Source organism: Cupriavidus sp. SZY C1, assembly GCF_032190535.1.
GTDB lineage: Bacteria > Pseudomonadota > Gammaproteobacteria > Burkholderiales > Burkholderiaceae > Cupriavidus > Cupriavidus pauculus_C.
Window position 1 is genome coordinate 56,719 of record NZ_JAUANU010000006.1, and the last position, 17,842, is coordinate 74,560.

At 69.1% G+C, this 17,842-nt stretch carries 20 protein-coding genes; 9 read left to right on the plus strand and 11 right to left on the minus strand.

Annotated elements, in window-relative coordinates:
- Nucleotides 1-138: 138 nt before the first annotated feature.
- Nucleotides 139-726 (minus strand): phosphoheptose isomerase, encoded by a 588-nt coding sequence (locus tag QTN24_RS11525; RefSeq protein WP_124682963.1) that lies wholly within the window; start codon nucleotides 724-726, stop codon nucleotides 139-141.
- A 31-nt stretch (nucleotides 727-757) separates the two neighbouring features.
- The gene (locus QTN24_RS11530; RefSeq protein WP_124682962.1) at nucleotides 758-1,180 is read right to left on the minus strand and encodes a YraN family protein; all 423 of its coding nucleotides are present in this window, start codon (nucleotides 1,178-1,180) and stop codon (nucleotides 758-760) included.
- Between the two features lie 15 nt (nucleotides 1,181-1,195).
- Here QTN24_RS11530 and rsmI point away from each other — a divergent pair, with 15 nt between their 5' ends.
- Complete coding sequence (gene rsmI / locus QTN24_RS11535) at nucleotides 1,196-2,125, plus strand: 16S rRNA (cytidine(1402)-2'-O)-methyltransferase (RefSeq protein WP_313837168.1); 930 nt, start codon at nucleotides 1,196-1,198, stop codon at nucleotides 2,123-2,125.
- A 130-nt stretch (nucleotides 2,126-2,255) separates the two neighbouring features.
- Here rsmI and QTN24_RS11540 read toward each other — a convergent pair whose 3' ends face one another.
- Nucleotides 2,256-3,020 (minus strand): septal ring lytic transglycosylase RlpA family protein, encoded by a 765-nt coding sequence (locus QTN24_RS11540; protein ID WP_172966017.1) that lies wholly within the window; start codon nucleotides 3,018-3,020, stop codon nucleotides 2,256-2,258.
- A gap of 297 nt (nucleotides 3,021-3,317) precedes the next feature.
- Here QTN24_RS11540 and QTN24_RS11545 point away from each other — a divergent pair, with 297 nt between their 5' ends.
- The 3 genes from QTN24_RS11545 (at nucleotide 3,318) to QTN24_RS11555 (ending at nucleotide 5,024) form a co-directional block, all read left to right on the plus strand.
- A complete protein-coding gene (locus QTN24_RS11545; protein WP_124682960.1) occupies nucleotides 3,318-3,968 on the plus strand; it encodes an MBL fold metallo-hydrolase in 651 nt (216 codons plus the stop codon).
- 11 nt (nucleotides 3,969-3,979) lie between these two features.
- Entirely contained in the window at nucleotides 3,980-4,624 is a 645-nt protein-coding gene (locus QTN24_RS11550; protein WP_313837172.1) for an exonuclease, read from the plus strand.
- A 169-nt stretch (nucleotides 4,625-4,793) separates the two neighbouring features.
- Complete coding sequence (locus QTN24_RS11555) at nucleotides 4,794-5,024, plus strand: hypothetical protein (protein WP_124682958.1); 231 nt, start codon at nucleotides 4,794-4,796, stop codon at nucleotides 5,022-5,024.
- Nucleotides 5,025-5,123: 99 nt separating this feature from the next.
- On the opposite strand, the gene arsC is transcribed toward QTN24_RS11555, so the two are convergent.
- The gene (gene arsC, locus QTN24_RS11560; RefSeq protein ID WP_124682957.1) at nucleotides 5,124-5,483 is read right to left on the minus strand and encodes an arsenate reductase (glutaredoxin); all 360 of its coding nucleotides are present in this window, start codon (nucleotides 5,481-5,483) and stop codon (nucleotides 5,124-5,126) included.
- A 205-nt stretch (nucleotides 5,484-5,688) separates the two neighbouring features.
- Here arsC and QTN24_RS11565 point away from each other — a divergent pair, with 205 nt between their 5' ends.
- Nucleotides 5,689-6,261: an N-acetyltransferase family protein gene (locus QTN24_RS11565; protein ID WP_313837175.1), complete on the plus strand. Its 573-nt coding sequence runs from the start codon at nucleotides 5,689-5,691 to the stop codon at nucleotides 6,259-6,261.
- On the opposite strand, the gene QTN24_RS11570 is transcribed toward QTN24_RS11565, so the two are convergent.
- From QTN24_RS11570 to QTN24_RS11580, 3 genes are read right to left on the minus strand one after another with little or no spacing between them, the layout of a single operon-like run.
- Nucleotides 6,250-6,873 carry an FMN-dependent NADH-azoreductase gene (locus QTN24_RS11570; protein WP_313837177.1) on the minus strand — a complete coding sequence of 208 codons (624 nt, stop codon included), beginning with the start codon at nucleotides 6,871-6,873 and terminating at the stop codon, nucleotides 6,250-6,252. The genes QTN24_RS11565 and QTN24_RS11570 overlap by 12 nt on opposite strands.
- Nucleotides 6,874-6,897: 24 nt before the next feature.
- Nucleotides 6,898-7,347, minus strand: coding sequence for a GNAT family N-acetyltransferase (locus QTN24_RS11575; RefSeq protein WP_124682954.1), 450 nt, complete (start codon nucleotides 7,345-7,347; stop codon nucleotides 6,898-6,900).
- Nucleotides 7,344-7,814 (minus strand): carboxymuconolactone decarboxylase family protein, encoded by a 471-nt coding sequence (locus tag QTN24_RS11580; protein ID WP_313837180.1) that lies wholly within the window; start codon nucleotides 7,812-7,814, stop codon nucleotides 7,344-7,346. The genes QTN24_RS11575 and QTN24_RS11580 overlap by 4 nt, the downstream gene beginning before the upstream one ends.
- Nucleotides 7,815-7,872: 58 nt before the next feature.
- Between QTN24_RS11580 and QTN24_RS11585 the strand changes: the two genes are divergently transcribed.
- Nucleotides 7,873-8,388: a MarR family transcriptional regulator gene (locus QTN24_RS11585; RefSeq protein ID WP_313837182.1), complete on the plus strand. Its 516-nt coding sequence runs from the start codon at nucleotides 7,873-7,875 to the stop codon at nucleotides 8,386-8,388.
- A 99-nt stretch (nucleotides 8,389-8,487) separates the two neighbouring features.
- On the opposite strand, the gene QTN24_RS11590 is transcribed toward QTN24_RS11585, so the two are convergent.
- Both QTN24_RS11590 and QTN24_RS11595 read right to left on the minus strand, forming a co-directional pair.
- Nucleotides 8,488-9,738 (minus strand): M20/M25/M40 family metallo-hydrolase, encoded by a 1,251-nt coding sequence (locus tag QTN24_RS11590; RefSeq protein ID WP_313837459.1) that lies wholly within the window; start codon nucleotides 9,736-9,738, stop codon nucleotides 8,488-8,490.
- Between the two features lie 66 nt (nucleotides 9,739-9,804).
- On the minus strand, nucleotides 9,805-11,061 hold the full coding sequence (locus QTN24_RS11595) for an allantoate amidohydrolase (RefSeq protein ID WP_313837184.1): 1,257 nt from the start codon (nucleotides 11,059-11,061) through the stop codon (nucleotides 9,805-9,807).
- A 382-nt stretch (nucleotides 11,062-11,443) separates the two neighbouring features.
- On the opposite strand from QTN24_RS11595, the gene QTN24_RS11600 reads away from it, so the two are divergent.
- Nucleotides 11,444-12,847, plus strand: a complete 1,404-nt coding sequence (locus tag QTN24_RS11600) for a C4-dicarboxylate transporter DctA (protein ID WP_124682949.1) — start codon at nucleotides 11,444-11,446, stop codon at nucleotides 12,845-12,847.
- 51 nt (nucleotides 12,848-12,898) lie between these two features.
- Nucleotides 12,899-13,591 (plus strand): GntR family transcriptional regulator, encoded by a 693-nt coding sequence (locus QTN24_RS11605; protein ID WP_124682948.1) that lies wholly within the window; start codon nucleotides 12,899-12,901, stop codon nucleotides 13,589-13,591.
- A gap of 258 nt (nucleotides 13,592-13,849) precedes the next feature.
- Here the strand turns inward: QTN24_RS11605 and QTN24_RS11610 are convergent, their stop codons facing one another.
- Together QTN24_RS11610 and QTN24_RS11615 are read right to left on the minus strand one after the other, a co-directional pair.
- Entirely contained in the window at nucleotides 13,850-14,803 is a 954-nt protein-coding gene (locus QTN24_RS11610) for a LysR family transcriptional regulator (protein WP_124682947.1), read from the minus strand.
- Nucleotides 14,804-14,916: 113 nt separating this feature from the next.
- A complete protein-coding gene (locus QTN24_RS11615; protein WP_124682946.1) occupies nucleotides 14,917-15,585 on the minus strand; it encodes a hypothetical protein in 669 nt (222 codons plus the stop codon).
- A 362-nt stretch (nucleotides 15,586-15,947) separates the two neighbouring features.
- Here QTN24_RS11615 and gcl point away from each other — a divergent pair, with 362 nt between their 5' ends.
- Entirely contained in the window at nucleotides 15,948-17,732 is a 1,785-nt protein-coding gene (gene gcl / locus QTN24_RS11620; protein WP_124682945.1) for a glyoxylate carboligase, read from the plus strand.
- The last annotated feature ends 110 nt before the right edge of the window (nucleotides 17,733-17,842 follow it).

Here is a 17,842-nt window from a genome sequence, read left to right on the forward strand (position 1 = left end):
GATTGCCTGAAAAAACCGTGCTGCGCGAGGCGCCAATGCCGCCGCGCCTGTGGATAAGCCTGTGGAAGACGCGGCCATTCCTGTGCACAGGCTGTGGGTAGCCCTGTGGATAGCCGGGGATAACTGCCGCGCGGCGCGTCATGCCTCGCCCAGCAGCGCCTCGTCGATCCCGTCGCACAGGCAGTGCAGTGTCAGCAGATGCACTTCCTGGATGCGTGCGGTGCGATCGCTCGGCGCGCAGAGGTGGATGTCGAATTCGTCGAGCACCGTGGCAATGCGCCCGCCGCCCTTGCCGGTCAGCGCCACCACGCCCATGTCGCGCTGGTGGGCCGCGTGCACCGCCGCCACGACGTTGGCCGAGTCGCCCGACGTCGACAGCGCCAGCAGGATGTCGCCGGGCTGGCCCAGCGCTTCCACCTGCTTGGAAAACACCACGGAGAAGTCGTAGTCGTTGCCGATGGCGGTCAGGATCGAGCTGTCGGTGGTCAGGGCGATGGCGGCCAGCCCCGGCCGCTCGCGCTCGAAGCGCCCGATCAGCTCGGCGGCAAAGTGCTGGGCATCGGCCGCGGACCCGCCGTTGCCGCACACCAGGATCTTGTTGCCGCTGGTCAGCGCGGCCACCATCCGCTCGACGGCCGCGTCGATATGCGGCGCCATCAGCGTGGCGGCCAGCCGCTTGGTTTCGGCACTGTCCAGGAAATGCTGTTCGATACTGTCAATACTCATGGTCTGGAGACATCCGCGGAAATCCCGCGCATTATGACGCAGCGTCCGCCCCGCCGTTCCCGTCGGCCGACGTGAGATCGAACGCGCCGGGCAGCCAGTCGATCCGGCCCGGCTCGATGGCCACCACGTCCACCCGGCACGGCGGCACACTCGGCAGCGTGGCCAGGTAGTGCGCGGCGGCGTGCAGCACCCGCCGCTGCTTGGCCGGCGTGATGCTCTGCGCCGCGCCGCCAAACCCCCGGCCGCGCCGCTGCCGTACCTCCACGAACACCAGCGTCCCGTCCGCGGCGCGCATGATCAGGTCGATCTCGCCGCCTTTGCAGCGATAATTGCGCACGACCTGCGCCAGCCCCTGGCGGCGCAGATAGGCCAGCGCGCGGTCCTCGGCCAGCGCACCGGCCTGCGTCGCGGTACGCGCCACGCCCGGCGTGGTGGATTGGAATGAGCGATTCAACGGAAGTTCTCAAGCATGAGTGACTGGACCCAACTGGCCGCCGGCCAGACCTATCCCGCCGGTACGCTGTACGTGGTGGCCACGCCGATCGGGAATGTCGCGGACCTGTCGCTGCGCGCGCTGCACGTGCTGGGCCTGGCCGACGCCATCGCCTGCGAGGACACCCGCAACACCGGCCAACTGCTGTCGCGCGTGGGGCTGCAGCGGCCGCTGGTGGCCGTGCACGAGCACAACGAGCGCGAAGCCGCCGTGCGCATCGTCGAACGGCTGGGCGCGGGCGAGCGCATCGCCTACGTCTCCGATGCCGGCACGCCGGGTATTTCCGATCCCGGCGCCCGGCTGGTGGAGGCGGTGCGCGCGGCCGGCCTGAAGGTCGTGCCACTGCCGGGGCCCAGCGCGGCGGTCACGGCGCTGTCGGTGGCCGGCGACATGGTGGAGGCCGGCGACGGCCGCTTCACGTTCGTCGGCTTCCTGCCCGGCAAGGCCAAGGCGCGCCAGGACGCCATCGCGCAACTGGCCGCGCTGGACCATGCCTGGATCCTCTACGAAGCACCCCACCGCATCGCCGACACGCTGGCCGCGCTGGCCCAGGCCCTGCCCGCCACGCGCCGCCTGCTGATCGGCCGCGAACTGACCAAGCTGTTCGAGGAAACACCGGTGGTGACCGTTGCCGATGCACCCGCGTGGCTGGCGGCCGAGGCGGCGCGCGGCAAGGGCGAGTTCGTGCTGGTGGTGGAAGGCGCGGGCCGTGCCGAGGACGCCGATGCCGACACGCCCGACCCCGAGGCGGCGCGCGTGCTGAAGCTGCTGCTGGCCGAGCTGCCGGCCAAGCGTGCCGCCAAGCTGGCGGCGGCCATCACCGGGGCCCGCACCGACGCGCTGTACCAGTTGGCGCTCGCGCAGCGCGGCGAAGCGGGTGCGGACGGCAGCGAGCAGGAAGCCTGAAACGCTGCCTGAAACGCCAAACGGCACGCCCTTGCGGGTCGTGCCGTTTGAGATATTTCTTACTGGAAGGAGAAGCGGGAGGCGGCAGGTCGGGAGCGGGAGCATCCGGTGCCAGCCGTGGCGCATCGCCTTACTTCTTCTTGTGCCGGACGGTGCGGGCCTTGGCCTTCGCCTTGGTCGGCACCAGCGTGCTGGCCGTGTCGGGCACCTCGTCGGCGCCGCTGCCGTCGCCGGCTTCCATGCCGCCCGCCTCGACGTTCGGGCCCAGCGCCGCCACTTCGGTCCGCGACAGCCGGCGGATTTCCACCTGCGTGGCGCCGTGATCGACGAAGTTCAGCCGCTTGGCGGCGGCGTAGGACAGGTCCAGGATCCGGTTGCCGTGGTACGGGCCGCGGTCGTTGATGCGCACCACGGCCACCTTGTTGTTGCGCAGGTTGCGCACCAGCACCCAGCTATCGAGCGGCAGCGACGGGTGGGCCGCCGTCATCGCGCGCATGTCGAAGCGCTCGCCGTTGGCGGTCTTGCGGCCGTGGAAGCCCTTGCCGTACCACGACGCCATGCCGCGCTGCTCGAACGTGCCCATGTCGGCGCGCAGGCCGTCGATCGACGGCTGGGACGGCGCGTTGTCGTCCTGCAGCCCGAACAGGTTCCAGTTGCCGCGATCCTCGGACTTGGCGCCGGCGGCCGTGGCCGGACGCGCCGGCCGGGTCTTGGCGGACTTCGTGGCGATGGCGCCCGAGGCATCCGCGGCGGTGTCGGTCTCGCTGCCCGGTGGCGTCGCGCACGCGGCCATCACCAGCGCCGACACGATGATGGCGCATTGACGAAGGAAGCGGTTGGAGCCGGGCGCTGCCTCGCGCACGGACCCCGGACGAAATAGGGGCAGACTGAGCATCGGCGCAGTCTAACACCGGTCGTTTCAAGCTAGTGCCTTGATTTTGTTACGAAATCTGTAAGATTGGTGCCCAATTTCCCGCAATCCGCCGTCTGACAAGGGATTGCGCCGATTGGCCCGGCGCGTCGCGCGAGTGATCGATATTTTACTTTCAGACGATTCTCACTCGCGCTTCAAACGCCGAACCGAGGATTCCGGACACCGCCGCGCCTGCCGCCGGCGGCTACAATGTTCCACCCCGCCGGCGCGCCATCCGCCCTGCCGGCCGGCCCTTCAAGCGCTCTGTCGATCACAAAAATGAAAGTCCTCCTGATCCCCGTCACGCCGTTCCAGCAGAACTGTTCGCTGCTGATCGACGAAGCCACGCAGCGCGCGGCGGTCTGCGACCCCGGCGGCGACCTGAACCGCATCACGGCGGCGATCCAGGAGCACGGCGTCACGCTGGAGAAGATCTTCCTGACGCACGGCCACGTCGATCACTGCGCCGGCGCCGCCGCGCTGGCGCGCCAGTTTGGCGTGCCGATCGAGGGCCCCCACGAGGACGAGCGCTTCTGGATCGAGCAACTGCCCGAGCAGACGCGCCGCTTCGGATTCGGGCACGCCGAGGTCTTCGAGCCCGACCGCTGGCTGCAGAACGGCGACACGGTCACGTTCGGCAACGAGACCCTTGAGGTCTACCACTGCCCCGGCCATACGCCGGGCCACGTGGTGTTCTTCTCGCGCGCCAACCAGCTGGCCATCGTCGGCGACGTGCTGTTCGCCGGCTCGATCGGCCGCACCGACTTTCCGCGCGGCAATCATGCCGACCTGGTCCGCTCGATCCGCACGCGGCTCTGGCCGCTGGGCGACGACGTGACGTTCGTGCCCGGCCACGGCCCCGTCTCGACGTTCGGCGACGAGCGGCGCAGCAACCCGTTCGTGGCCGACCACGTGATCGACGCCGCCTGACGGCCCGCCGCATGGCCAGGAAGCAGCCGCCCGACACCCGGCCCGAAATCTACGTCAGTACCGACGTCGAGGCGGACGGCCCGATCCCCGGGCCCCATTCGATGCTGTCGTTCGCGTCGGTCGCGATGCTGGCGGACAAGACCGTCGTCGGCACGTTCGCCGCCAACCTGGAGACGCTGCCCGGCGCGGCCGGCCATCCGGTGCAGATGCAGTGGTGGAAGACGCAGCCCGACGCCTGGGCGGCCTGCCGCCGCGACCTGGAACGGCCCGAGGACGTGCTGCCGCGCTACGTCGACTGGGTGGAAAAGCTGCCCGGCAAGCCGGTGTTCATCGCCTTCCCGGCCGGCTTCGATTTCACGTGGATGTTCTGGTACATGATGCGGTTCGCCGGCCGTTCGCCGTTCGGCTGGGCCGCGCTGGACATCAAGACGCTGGGCTTCGCGCTGACCGGCCGGCCCTACCGCAAGTCGGTCAAGGCCGCGTTTCCCGCCCACTGGCACGATCCGTTGCCACATACCCACGTGGCGCTGGACGATGCCCGCGAGCAAGGCGCGCTGTTCTGCAACATGCTCGCCGAACTGCGGGCGCGGGAAGCCCGGCTGGCGGCCGCCGACCCCGGCAGCCCGGCCGATCCCTCGCCGCCGTCGACGTCCTGACACAGCCGGCGGCGCGGCATCGGTGCGCTGGCCCACCGGCGCCGGCGCGACACGCCGGGCCACATTTTCGCGGCGTCTTCTATATTGGAAGGTGGGAATGGCCATCTGACGGCCATGTGAGCGCGGCCCCGGCCTCCGGGCGCGGTGGCATGCGGAAGGAGGCAAGACCATGCGATTCCATCCAGACCTGCATCTCAGGGACCTGTCCGGCAAGCTGCACTGGCCACACCGCTCTCCGGCGCGCACCAACGTCGTCTCGCATTTCCATTCCTCGTCGGAAGACGCCGAGGTCGCCAAGGCGCTGATCTACGTCAGCGCGGTCACCGCCATCGTGCTGCTGGTGGTGCTGGCAGGCATCAGTTTCGGTCAGGAAGCCATGCACTGGCTCGGTGTCGAATAACACGACGACCGCGCCTGAAGCAGATTGCCCACTGACCGGCCGGCCTCCCTCGGGGAGGCCGGTTCTGTTTTGTGCGCCGCAACAGGGCGCCCGCCCGGTTCAGTCCAGCAGCGGTGCGACGTTTTCCGGCGGGCGGCCGATTACGGCGCGGCGGTCGCGCACCACCACGGGCCGCTGCAGCAGGATCGGGTTGTCGGCCACGGCCGCCAGCAGCTCGGCGTCGGTCAGGCCCGAATCGGCGAGGTCCAGCTCCTTGTAGACCGCCTCGCCGTCGCGGATCATCTCGCGCACCGGCACGCCCAGCATGGTATGAAGCTGCCGCAGCGTGGACAGCGTCGGCGGCGTCTTCAGGTACTCGATCACCTCCACCGGCTCGCCCAGGCGCTGCGCCGCCGTCTCCACCAGCGCGAGCGTCTCGCGCGACTTCGAGCAACGGGGGTTGTGGTAAATCGTGATCATGAAGGTTCTCCTGCCGGCTTTTGGGGCCGATCCGGTGCGGTGGACGGGCGTGCGCGGGGCGCGATGACTGGCACTATACAACCGGCCCCGCCCGATGCACCATGCTGGCGCGCACCATTGGGGCGCCACGGGCATGCATCGTGCGTGGGCTGCATCACAGCGGCCCGCCGTGGCCGTTCCGCCCGATAACCGAGACCATTCCGTGATGCCCGCCGCCTCCCCGCGCCCGCCGTTCCGGCTGCGCGATGCCACCCCCGACGACGTTCCCGCCATCCACGCCATCTACGCGCACCACGTGCGGCACGGCCGCGCCTCGTTCGAGGAAGTCGAGCCCAGCGTCGACGACATGCGCCTGCGCTTTGCCGAAGTGCGCCGCAAGGGCCTGCCCTACATCGTGGCCGAGCGCGACGGCGCGGTGCTGGGCTACGCCTACGCATCAAGCTACCGCGCCCGCAGCGCCTACCGCTTCGCCATCGAGGATTCGATCTACATCGACCATCGCCATACCGGCGAGGGCCTGGGCCGCGCGCTGCTGGGTGAGCTGATCGCGCGCTGCGAAACCGGCCCGTGGCGCCAGATGGTGGCCGTGGTGGCGCTGACGTCGGCCGGCGAGGGCGCCGGCTCGGTGGCCGTGCACGAGCGGCTGGGGTTTCGCACCGTCGGCCGGCTGGAATCGGTGGGCCTCAAGCACGGCCAGTGGATCGACACCGTGCTGATGCAGCGCCCGCTGGGCGCCGGCGACGCCTCGGTGCCCGACCCCGACGCGCTACGCCAGTAGCGCCGGCACCACGGTCGCGCACCAGCCCTGGAGCTTGTCGAACGCGCGCGCCACGTGCTCGGGGCCGCGCGCCGTGCTTTCCAGCCGCACCACGTCCACCCGCCTGAGCCCGATGGTTTCCATCACGTAGGTCAGGTACGGCGTGAAGAAGTCGCGCTGGCTGATGGCGTCGTCCGAGAACCGGCCGCCGCACGCCACCACGGCCAGCACCGGCCGGTCGCGCAGCATCCCCTGCTTGCCCTGCGGCGTGCCGGCGAACGTGCGCTCGGGCCGGACGACGAGGTCGATCCACGTCTTCAGCGTGGCCGGCACCGTGTAGTTGTGCATCGGCGACGTGATCAGCACCACGTCGGCCGCCTCCAGTTCGGCGATCAGCGTCTCGGACAGCGCCAGCGCGGCCCGGTCCACGTCCGCATGGCCGGCCGCCACGGCCAGGTTGGCGTGCGTGAAGGCCGCGTCGATCGGCGGCAGCGGGCTGGCGGCGAGGTCGCGCTCGATCACGGTCAGCGTGCCGTGGTGCGCGGCCAGTTGTTCGCGGACCAGCTGGCCCGCGCGGCGGCTGGTGGAGGTGTCGCCCCGCGGGCTGACGTTCAGGTGAAGCAGGGTTGCCATGGGTCGTTCCGGCCGGGCCGGGATTCAGTCGATCGGAAAATAGAAGCGCAGCGCCCGCGCCAGCAGGCCGTTGCGGTAGTAGAAGCGGTGGCCCAGCACGTTGGTCAGCGGGGTGTCCAGCACGAGCTGGGTGCAGCCGGCCGCCGCCGTTTCGGCCTTGAGCCAGTCCATCAGCCGGCGGCCGTACCCGCCGCTGCGCGCGTGGGCGTCGGTGACCAGGTCATCGACATACAGGTGCTGGCCGACGATCAGGTTGTCGGCCAGCCGGTAGCCGGCCAGCGCCACCAGCGCGCCGTCGTCCCACAGGCCGGCCAGGTGGTAGCCGTCGCCGGTCTGGCGGCGCCAGCGCGTGACCAGTTCGGCGGCGTCCGTCAGGTGCGGGCGTAGCTGGTGCATCAGCGGGAAGGCGGCGGCAACTTCCTCGGCCGTTTCCAGCCGGCGGATTGCGATGCGGTCGGCGATGCGGTCGCTCATTGCTGGCCTCCGCGCGGTGCCTCGGCCGGCGGCGGAAAGTGCAGGCCGACGGCGATACGGTTCCAGGCGTTGATGGTGGCCACGGCGGCGGCCAGGTTGACCAGTTCCTTCTCGTCGAACACGGCGCGCGCGCGGGCCAGGGCGGCGTCGCGGGGGCCGGGGGTGCCGGCATCGGCCAGCCGCGTCAGCGCCTCGGCCCAGTCCAGCGCGGCGCGCTCACGCTCGGTGTAGAGGTCGGCGTCGCGCCAGCCGGCCAGCAGGTCGAACTTGCGCGGATCGATATCGAGCTTGCGCGCGATGTTCAGGTGGAATTGCAGGCAGAACGCGCAGCCGTTGATTTGCGAGACGCGCAGCTTGACCAGTTCGACCAGCGCCTTGTCCAGGCCCGAGGCCGTCACCGCCTTGCTGACGCCACCCAGCGACGCGTACACGTCCGGGGCGAGCTGCGTGAAATTCTGAAAGTCCATCGGGGGCTCCTGGAGTAAGATGTCAGAGCTCGAAGATTAATGTAAGAACTCTGACAACATGGCAAAGACCCCTGCATCGAAAGGGAAAACAACCGGCGACACGCCGCCGGAGGTGGAAATCCCGGCACCCGGCGAGGGCAAGCGTGGCGAAAGCGGCTACCTGGCCTATCTGCTGCGCCAGGCCAGCGCCGCCAACCGGCTGCGGATGGAACGCGCGCTGGCGGACCTTGGCGTCACGCTGCCGCAGTTCTTCGTGCTGACGATGCTTGGCGCCTACCCGGGCGCGTCGGGCGCCGACGTGGCACGGCTGGCGCTGCTGACGCCGCAGACGGTCAGCGTGATCATGGGCAACCTGGAGAAGATGGGCGCCATCGCCCGGCAGCCGCACCCGGTGCACGGCCGCATCCAGACCATCGCGCTGACCGACGCCGGCACGGCGCTGCTGGCGCAGTGCAAGGTCCGCGCGAGCGCGGTGGACGGCGAGTTGCGCGCGGGGCTGACGCCCGACGAGGAGCAGGTCGTGCGGCGCTGGCTGGTCAGCCTGGCCGTGCCCGGCGACGCCGTGGCCGAGTAGCCGGCGCCATGAAAAAAGGCCCCCCGGCGGCATGCCGGGCGGGCCATCGTCACAACCAGGAAATCAGCGGATTCGCGGCGGGCGCGAACCCTGGGGCGCTCAGCCCATCAGGTCCGACAGCGCCAGCGCCACCACCTTCGTGGCACGGTTCAGGTCGTTCAGACGCAGGTTCTCATCGGAATTGTGGCCGCGCGCTTCCATCAGCGTGCGCGGGCCGGCGCCGTACAGCACCGTGGGGATGCCGCGGCTCGTGTAGTGGCGCGCGTCGGTGTACAGCGGCACGCCCTGCACCGGGATGTCCACGCCGAACACAGCCTCGGCGCGGGTCTTCAGCGCGCCGATCAGCTTGTCGACGCCGGGCAGTTCCGACAGCGGCTCGGCCAGGATGATCCGCTCCACCTTGACCTCGATGCCTGGGCGCTCCTTCGCGGCCTTCTCCACCACGGCGCGCAGTTCGCCTTCGGCATCGAAGCCGATTTCTTCCGGAATCATGCGGCGGTCAACGCGGAACGTCACCAGGTCCGGCACCACGTTGGTGTTGATGCCGCCCTTGATCAGGCCGACGTTCAGCGTGGCGGTGTCGATGCCCGGCACCTTGCTCTTGCGCGTGGCCAGCTCGGCGCGCAGGCCGTAGATTGCCTGCAGGATGTGCGTGGCGGCCTCGATGGCGTCCACGCCCGTGTGCGGCATGGCGGCGTGGCCCTGCTTGCCCTTGACCGTCACTTCCACGTGCAGGCAGCCGTTGTGGGCCGACGTGATGCCGTACGAGAAACCGGCCGAGATCGCGTAGTCGGGCTTGGTCAGGCTCTCGTCGAGCAGGAACTTCGGGCCGATGTCGCCGCCGGTTTCCTCGTCGTAGGTGAACTGCAGCTCCACCGTGCCATTCAGCTTCGCGCCCTGCTTCTCGGCTTCCATCAGCGCCAGCACGGCGTACGTGTAGGTGGCGAAGTCCGACTTGGACACCGCCACGCCGCGGCCGTACATGACCGGGCCGTGCTCGCTGTCGGCAATCTCGCCGCCGTACGGGTCCTTGGTCCAGCCCAGCCCGGGCGGCACCACGTCGCCGTGGGCGTTCATCGCGATGGTCGGGCCGCCGCTGCCGAACGTCTTGCGCACCAGCAGGTTCGTGGCGCTGATCATGCCCGCCGCCTTGACCTTGTCCTCGGGCACCTTGTGGGCTTCCACCTTGAAGCCCAGCCCTTCCAGCAGCGCCTTGGCGCGCAGGCCGTGGGCCTCGCAGTCGCCGGCCGGGTTGTCGGACGGCACCTTCACCAGCTCGGCCAGGAACGCCTCCTGCTCCGGGCGGTGCTGGTCGACGTACTGGGTCAGCGTGGTCTCGATCGGATTCATGTTGTCTCGTGCGGTCATCTTGGTCTCTCGGATTGTCTGGATGTCTGGCGGCGCCGTGGCCGCGTCTTACTGCGGACGGTGGAAGTGTTCGACGAAGCTTGCGAACACCCGCGCGGCGATCTGCGCGTCTTCGGCCGTCATGGTTTCGGTGGGGTGGTGGCTGATGCCGCCGTTGCCGCAGCGCACGAACAGCATCGCCACGTCGGCGATGGCGGCGATGGCCATGGCGTCATGGCCGGCGCCCGACGGCAGGTGCCGCACCGGCACGCCCTGGCGCTCCACGGCTGCGGCCCATTGCGACTGCAGCCACGGCGCGCACGGCACGCTGGCCGCCTCGTGCGTCTTGCGGATCTGGGCGCGCACGTTGCGGCGGGCGCAAACGCGCTCGATCTCGGCCAGCACGTCGTTGACAGCGGCCTCGCGCTCGGCGTCGACGCCCGCGCGGATATCGATCGAAAACGTCGCGCGGCCCGGCACCACGTTGGTGGCGCCGTTGGGCACGTTGAACTGGCCCACCGTGCCCACCAGGCCCGGCTTGCCGCCGCAGCGGAGCTCGATGTACAGGCCGATCTCGGCGCCAGCCATCGCGGCGTCGCGGCGCATGTCCATCGGCACGGTACCGGCGTGGCCGGCCAGCCCTTCCAGCTCGACGATGAAGCGCGTGGCGCCGGAGATGGCCGTCACCACGCCCACGGGCAGCCCTTCGTTGAGCAGCACCGGGCCCTGCTCGATATGGACCTCGACGAACGCCAGCACCTGGCTGCGGTCGTGGCGCGCGGCGGGCAACTGGGCGGCGTCGAAGCCGGCGTCGCGCATCACGTCGCGCATGGTGCGGCCGGCGTCGTCCACGTTGTCCAGCACGTTGGTATCGAACGTGCCGGCGATGGCGCGGCTGCCCAGCAGCGTGGCCTTGAAGCGCACGCCCTCTTCCTCGGCAAACCCGACCACCTCGATGGCGAACGGAAAGCGCTTGCCCTGGCGGTTCCACTCGGCCACGCAGGCGATGGGCAGGATCACGCCCAGGTTGCCGTCGTAGCGGCCGGCGTCGCGCACGGTGTCGAAGTGGGACCCGGTCAGCAGCGCGGGCGCGCCGGGCGACGTGCCTTCGTAACGGCCGATGACGTTGCCGGCGGCGTCGCGGCGCACGGACATGCCGGCCGCCTGCATCCATTCGGTCAACTGCGCGGCCGCGCCGTGGTGGGCGTCGGTCAGGTAGGTACGGGTGAGCAGGCCGGGCTGTTCGGTATGAACGGCCAGGGCGTCGGCCCAGGACATGATGCGGGTGCCGGTGTCGGCCGACAACGGCGGAAGGGTTGCTGCCATGTGCGTGTCTCTCCTGCTGGTGGTGCGGAGCCGGTTCTGGGCGGGGATGACGGGCGGGCGCCCGCTGCCGTGGCTCTATTCTGTGCGATTCATGTTAGCACAGTGAATTCAAAAATTGCATACAAAAATGATATGCACTATATTGGCCTGCACGCACCGACAATCCGCCGCGGACAATCCAGTCCGGACAAGCGGGTAGCGCGGATTCCGCCTCAACAGGGAGGCTTATCCAGCGCGGGCAACGCCGACATGGCGTCTGCCGGCGGTGCCATGCCAGCCCGGCGTCTGCAAGGCACGTGACGGCGGGCACCCCTGAACCAGATCAGGGCCGGACGATGTGCGCCACCAGGCGCCACGGACCAGGCCCGGCACGGAGACAACGATGCAGCATGCCGTACCCCCGCAGCCCGCCAACCGCGCGCGCCTGCACATCCGCTTCACCCGTTCCCTGTTTGGCCAAGTGCTGATCGCACTGGCGCTGGGCACCCTGCTGGGGCTCGCCTTTCCCGAATTCGCCGCCAAGCTGAAGCCGCTGGGCGATGGCTTCATCAAGCTGATCAAGATGCTGATCGGGCCCGTGGTCTTCTGCGTGGTGGTGGGCGGCATCTGCGGCGCCGGCGAGCTCAAGAAGGTGGGCCGCGTCGGCATCAAGGCGGTGGTCTACTTCGAGATCGTCACGACCCTTGCGCTGGCGCTGGGCATCGTGCTGGCCTATGTGTTCCAGCCCGGCGTGGGCATGAACGTGAACCCGGGCAGCCTGGACGCGTCGGCCATGGCCGCGTACGTGGAATCGGCCGACAAGGTCAAGAGCGCGGGCACGGTGGACTTCCTGATGAAGCTGATCCCGAACACGATCATGGGCGCCTTTACCAGCGGCGACGTGCTGCAGGTGCTGCTGGTGTCGGTGCTGTTCGGCTGCGCGCTGTCCGTGGTGGGCGAGCCCGCGCGGCCGGTGGTGAGGCTGATCGACGCGTTCTCCAGCGCGCTGTTCAAGATGATGGGCTTCATCATCAAGCTGGCGCCGCTGGGCGTGCTGGGCGCCGTGGCGTTCACGGTGGGCAAGTACGGCATCGGGTCGCTCAAGCAGCTTGGCTTCCTGGTGATCCTGTTCTACGGCGCCGTGGCGGTGTTCGTGTTCGGCGTGCTGGGCGTGGTCATGCGCCTGTGCGGCTTTTCGGTGCTCAAGCTGATCCGCTACCTGCGCGCCGAGCTGCTGGTGGTGCTGGGCACGGCGTCGTCCGACAGCGTGCTGCCGCAGGTGATGAAGAAGCTCGAATTCATGGGCATCCGCAAGTCGGTGGTCGGGCTGGTCATTCCCACGGGCTACTCGTTCAACCTCGATGCCTTCTCGATCTACCTGACGCTGGCGGCGGTGTTCATCGCGCAGGCCACCAACACGCCGCTGGCGCTGGGCGACCTGCTCGGCATCCTGGCCGTGGCGCTGGTCACGTCCAAGGGCGCGCACGGCATTCCGGGCTCGGCGATCGTGATCCTGGCCGCGACGCTGTCTGCCCACCCGGCCATTCCGGCCATCGGGCTGGTGCTGGTGCTGTCGGTGGACTGGTTCATCGGCATTGCGCGCGCCGTGGGCAACCTGATCGGCAACTGCGTGGCCACGGTGGTGGTGGCCGCCTGGGAGCGCGATATCGACCGCGACCGCGCGCACGCCGTGCTCAACGGCACGGTGCCGGCCGGCGAGCTGGACGAGGGGCTGCCCGCGCTGCCGGAGGCACCGGGGGAAGTCCCGGTGCCGGCGCCGCTGCCGGGCACGGCCCCAGGGCGGTAGAATCGCGCATCCCAGTCAACGCGCAGGTCCGGCAAGAGACGCGCGCTCACCATGCCCGAGCATATCGATCCCGACATGACCGCCGAGGCGATTGCCGACGACATCGTCGCCGCCATCGTCTCGCACCGTCTGCCGCCCGGCACCAAGCTGCGCGAGGAAGCGCTCGCCAGCGTGTACCGCGTGAGCCGGACGAAGGTACGCGCGGCGCTGCTGATGTTGTCCAAGGACAAGGTCATCCAGATCGTGCCGGACAAGGGCGCCTTCGTGGCCAAGCCCAGCGCCGAGGAAGCGCGCGAGGTCTTTGCCGTGCGCCGCATCCTGGAGGCCGCGCTGGCGCGCGAGTTCGTCGCCCGCGCCACGGCGGCCGACTACAAGCGGATCGAGAAGCACCTGGTGGCCGAGCGCAAGTCGCTGGCCGGCAACGACGCGCAGACGCGCACGCGGCTGCTGGGCGACTTTCATATCGTGCTGGCCGAAGTGGCGGGCAACAACGTGCTGACCGAGATCATGCGCGAGCTGTCGATGCGCAGCGCCGTGATCACGATGCTCTATCAGAGCCGTCGCGATGCCACGTGCTCGTCGGACGAGCATCGCGCGTTCATCGACGCCGCCAAGGCCGGCGACGCCGACCGCGCCGTGGCGCTGATGGTGGAGCACCTGAACCACGTGGAAAGCGCGCTGCATTTCGAGGAAGCCCCGGCCGCCGCGCGCGGCAAGGACCTCGTGGCCGCGCTGCTGGCCTAGGACAGTGCGATCGGCTTGATCGCCATCAAGGACGAGAACGGGGTGGGAGGCGCATCATTCCTCTCGCCATGGAGTTGCGGGGGCGCACTTCATGAGCTCTCCCCGTCCTTCGCAAGAAGGACTGCCCGCAGACCGCAATGGCTGCGGGCTTTTTCTTTCGGGCGTCCGGTTCCGGCCGGGCGCCCATCCCCTTTCCCGATCCCCCTTTCCCGATCCCCCTTTCCCGATCCCCCTTTCCCGATCCCCCATACCCGATAGCTATCCGTTCCCATGCCGGCGCGTGCTGCCCGGCGTCCAGCTACTGTCGCGCTCGGTCCAGTAACCGGGCTTGCCGAACGCCTGCTTCAGGTGCTCGATGAAGAAGCGGATCTTGGCCGGCACCGGGCGCTGCTGCGGGTACACGGCCAGGATGTCGTAGTCGGGCAGCGCGAACTCGTCGAGCACCGTGATCAGCTCGCCGCTCTCCAGCTGCGGCAGGATTTCCCAGGTCGATCGCCAGCCCAGCCCCAGGCTCTCGCCGGTCCAGCGGTGCAGCAGTTCGCCGTCGTTGCAGTCCAGGTTGCCGCGCACGCGCACGGTCACGGTCTTGCCGTTCTGCTGGAAGTACCAGCCGCGCTGCTGGCCGCCCTGCAGGTTGAACGCCAGGCAGTTGTGCTTTTCCAGGTCTTCCAGCGTGTGGGGCACGCCGTGGCGCGCAAAGTAGGCCGGCGTGCCGCAGACCACGCGCTTGTTGGTCGCCAGCTTGATCGCCACGAAGTTGGGGTCGATGGCGCCGCCGATGCGGATGCCCAGGTCGTAGCCCTCGCGCACCAGGTCCACCACGCGGTCAGTCAGGTTGAACGAGATCTGGACTTCGGGGTTGGCCGCCAGGAAGGCCGGCGCGTGCGGCGCCACGTGCTTGCGCCCGAACGCGGCCGGCGCCGACACGATCAGGTGCCCGGTGGCCTTGTGCTTGCCTTCGGCGATCAGCATCTCGGCCCGGTCCAGGTCGGACAGCGCCTTCTTGCACTGTTCCATGAACGCGGCGCCCTGCTCGGTCACCACGATGCGCCGCGTGGACCGGTGCAGCAGCTTCACGCCGATGCGCGCCTCCAGCGCGTTGATCCGCCGGCCGATCATGACCGGCGTGACGTTCTGCGTCAGCGCCGCGGCCGCCATGCTGCCGTGCTCGACCACGGCGATGAATGCTTCGATTTGTTTGAGTTTGTCCATAACGCCATTTGTCTCCTGCCGCCACATTGTGAGGCATTGGCGCCGCCATGCGGTATGCCCGCCCGGCGATGCCGCCCATGCGCGGGCGGCCATGGACTGAGGCCCGCCCGGCCCTAGCGGGCCAGTTTCTCGCTGATCTCCGCCGCCTCGCCCAGCACGTAGGCCAGCCGCCGCAGCGGCGCGCTGCACTGTAGCTGGGCGAACAGCGCCAGCGCCGCGCCCAGCACCAGCACCACGCCGTAGATGGCCACCACGGCCGGCGCGTGGCCCGGCTTGACCACGGCCATGCCGTCGGCCAGCACCACCGCGGCCGGGACCAGCGCCAGCACCAGCGCCACCGTACGGGCGCTGCCTTCCCAGATGCGGGCCTGCAGCAGGATGCGCCGCTGCCGCGCGCGCAACTGCAGCGCTGGAATCCGGCCCAGCCGCCGCAGCAGCGCGTTCTCGACCTCGTTCTGGCTATCGACCCGGCGCGACAGCCAGTGCCGCGGATGCCGCCACACCTCGCGCCCGCCCAGCAGCCGCGCCAGCCATGCCGCCACGTAGAACACGCCGCTGACCGCCAGCAGGATGTGGAACGCCTGCGGCAACCAGCCCGGTGGCGGCTGGAGCAGGACCTGGTGCCACCAGACCAGCGCCCCGCCGGCCACCAGCGTGGGCACCAGCGCCAGCACGAAGCCGGCCCACAGCACCGCGCCCAGCCGGCTGTCGGGCCGCTTCTGGGCCGGCGCCGTCTGGAGCGCTTCCATCAGTTCGAAGGTGGTGGGCAGCCGCGTGTACATGGCAAGGCGATGGCAATTCCAAACCCGCTATTCTGGCCCGAGCCCCTTGCGCGCGATAGTGCGGCGTGACCCTCTTTTGGTCTGGGGTGGAGGTTGGCCTGGAATGGGTCGCGTCGCGGGTTGGGCGGCAGGCTCCCTCCCCTGGGCCGTCTCCCGATCGCGGGAGAGGGGAGCAAACATCGGCGAATTGGCCAAGCGAGAAGTGCGCAAAGCGCCATAAATCTCCATCTTCCTCGCTGCCATTGCAAACCCCACGTATCGAATCAACTGATCCCCCTTCCGTTTATCCACAGGCTGCAGCGGCATAGCATCAACTCCAGAACGAATCCCACCCATTGTTTTTGAGCGTACTGGAGAGAGACATGCCGAAAATGAGAGCAGTCGACGCGGCCATTGCCGTGCTGGAAAAGGAAGGCATCACCACCGCGTTCGGCGTGCCCGGCGCCGCGATCAATCCGTTCTACTCGGCCATGCGCAAGGCCGGTTCGATCAAGCACCTGCTGGCGCGCCACGTGGAGGGCGCGTCGCACATGGCCGAGGGCTACACCCGGGCCGAACCCGGCAACATCGGCCTGTGCGTGGGCACCTCGGGCCCGGCCGGCACCGACATGATTACCGGCCTGTACTCGGCCTGGGCCGATTCGATCCCCATCCTTTGCGTCACCGGCCAGGCGCCGCGCGCGCGGCTGTACAAGGAAGACTTCCAGGCCGTCGACATCGAGTCGATCGCCAAGCCGGTGACCAAGTGGGCCGTGACCGTGCGCGAACCGGCGCTGGTGCCGCAGGTGTTCCAGCAGGCGTTCCACCTGATGCGCTCGGGCCGTCCCGGCCCGGTGCTGATCGACCTGCCGTTCGACGTGCAGGTGGCCGAGATCGAGTTCGATCCCGAGACCTACCAGCCGCTGCAGCCGTACAAGCCGGCCGCGTCGCGCGCGCAGATCGAAAAGGCCATCGCGATGCTGAACCAGGCCGAGCGCCCGCTGATCGTCTGCGGCGGCGGCGTGATCAACGCCAACGCCAATGCATTGCTGGTGGAGTTTGCCGAGCTGGTCAACGTGCCCGTGGTGCCCACGCTGATGGGCTGGGGCGTGCTGGCCGACGACCACCCGCTGCAGGCCGGCATGGTCGGGCTGCAGACGTCGCACCGCTACGGCAACGCCACGCTGCTGGCGTCGGATTTCGTGATGGGCATCGGCAACCGCTGGGCCAACCGCCACACGGGCAGCATCGACGTCTACACCAAGGGCCGCAAGTTCGTGCACGTGGACATCGAGCCCACGCAGATCGGCCGCGTGTTCGGGCCGGACCTGGGCATCGTGTCCGACGCCAAGGCCGCGCTGGAGCTGTTCGTCGAGGTGGCGCGCGAGATGAAGATGGCCGGCCGCCTGCCGTGCCGCAAGGGCTGGGTGGCCGACGTGCAGAAGCGCCGCCGCACCATGAAGCGCAAGAGCGACTTCGACAACGTGCCGGTCAAGCCGCAGCGCGTGTACCGCGAGATGAACCAGTACTTCCCGCGCGACGTGCGCTACGTGACGACGATCGGCCTGTCGCAGATCGCCGCCGCGCAGTTCCTGTCCGTGAACCAGCCGCGCCACTGGATCAACTGCGGCCAGGCCGGCCCGCTGGGCTGGACCATCCCGGCCGCCATCGGCGTGAAGACCGCCTCGCCCGATTCGGACGTGGTGGCCATCTCGGGCGACTACGACTTCCAGTTCATGATCGAGGAACTGGCCGTGGCCGCGCAGTTCAAGGTGCCGTACATCCACGTGGTGGTGAACAACTCTTACCTGGGCCTGATCCGCCAGGCGCAGCGCAACTTCGAGATGGACTACTGCGTGCAGCTGGCCTTCGACAACGTCAACGCGCCCGAGCTGGAAGGCTACGGCGTGGACCACGTCAAGGTGGTGGAAGGGCTGGGCTGCAAGGCGATCCGCGTGTTCAAGCCCGAGGACATCGCCCCGGCCTTTGCCGAGGCGCGCGACCTGATGGCCGAGTTCTCGGTGCCGGTGGTGGTGGAGGTAATCCTGGAACGCGTGACCAACATCGCGATGGGCACCGAGATCGACAACATCAACGAGTTCGAGCCGATCGAGGACATCGAGGACGCCGACGAGGCCATCCTGGCCGAGGAAACCGCCACCGCCTGAGTTTCGCGGCAGTCGTAATCCCACGAGTTTTCCGCAGCAAGCCGCCCCTGCCCCGCCCCCTTGCGGGCAGGTGCGGTGCTTTTTCCCCAGACACCTAGAGAGACAACACA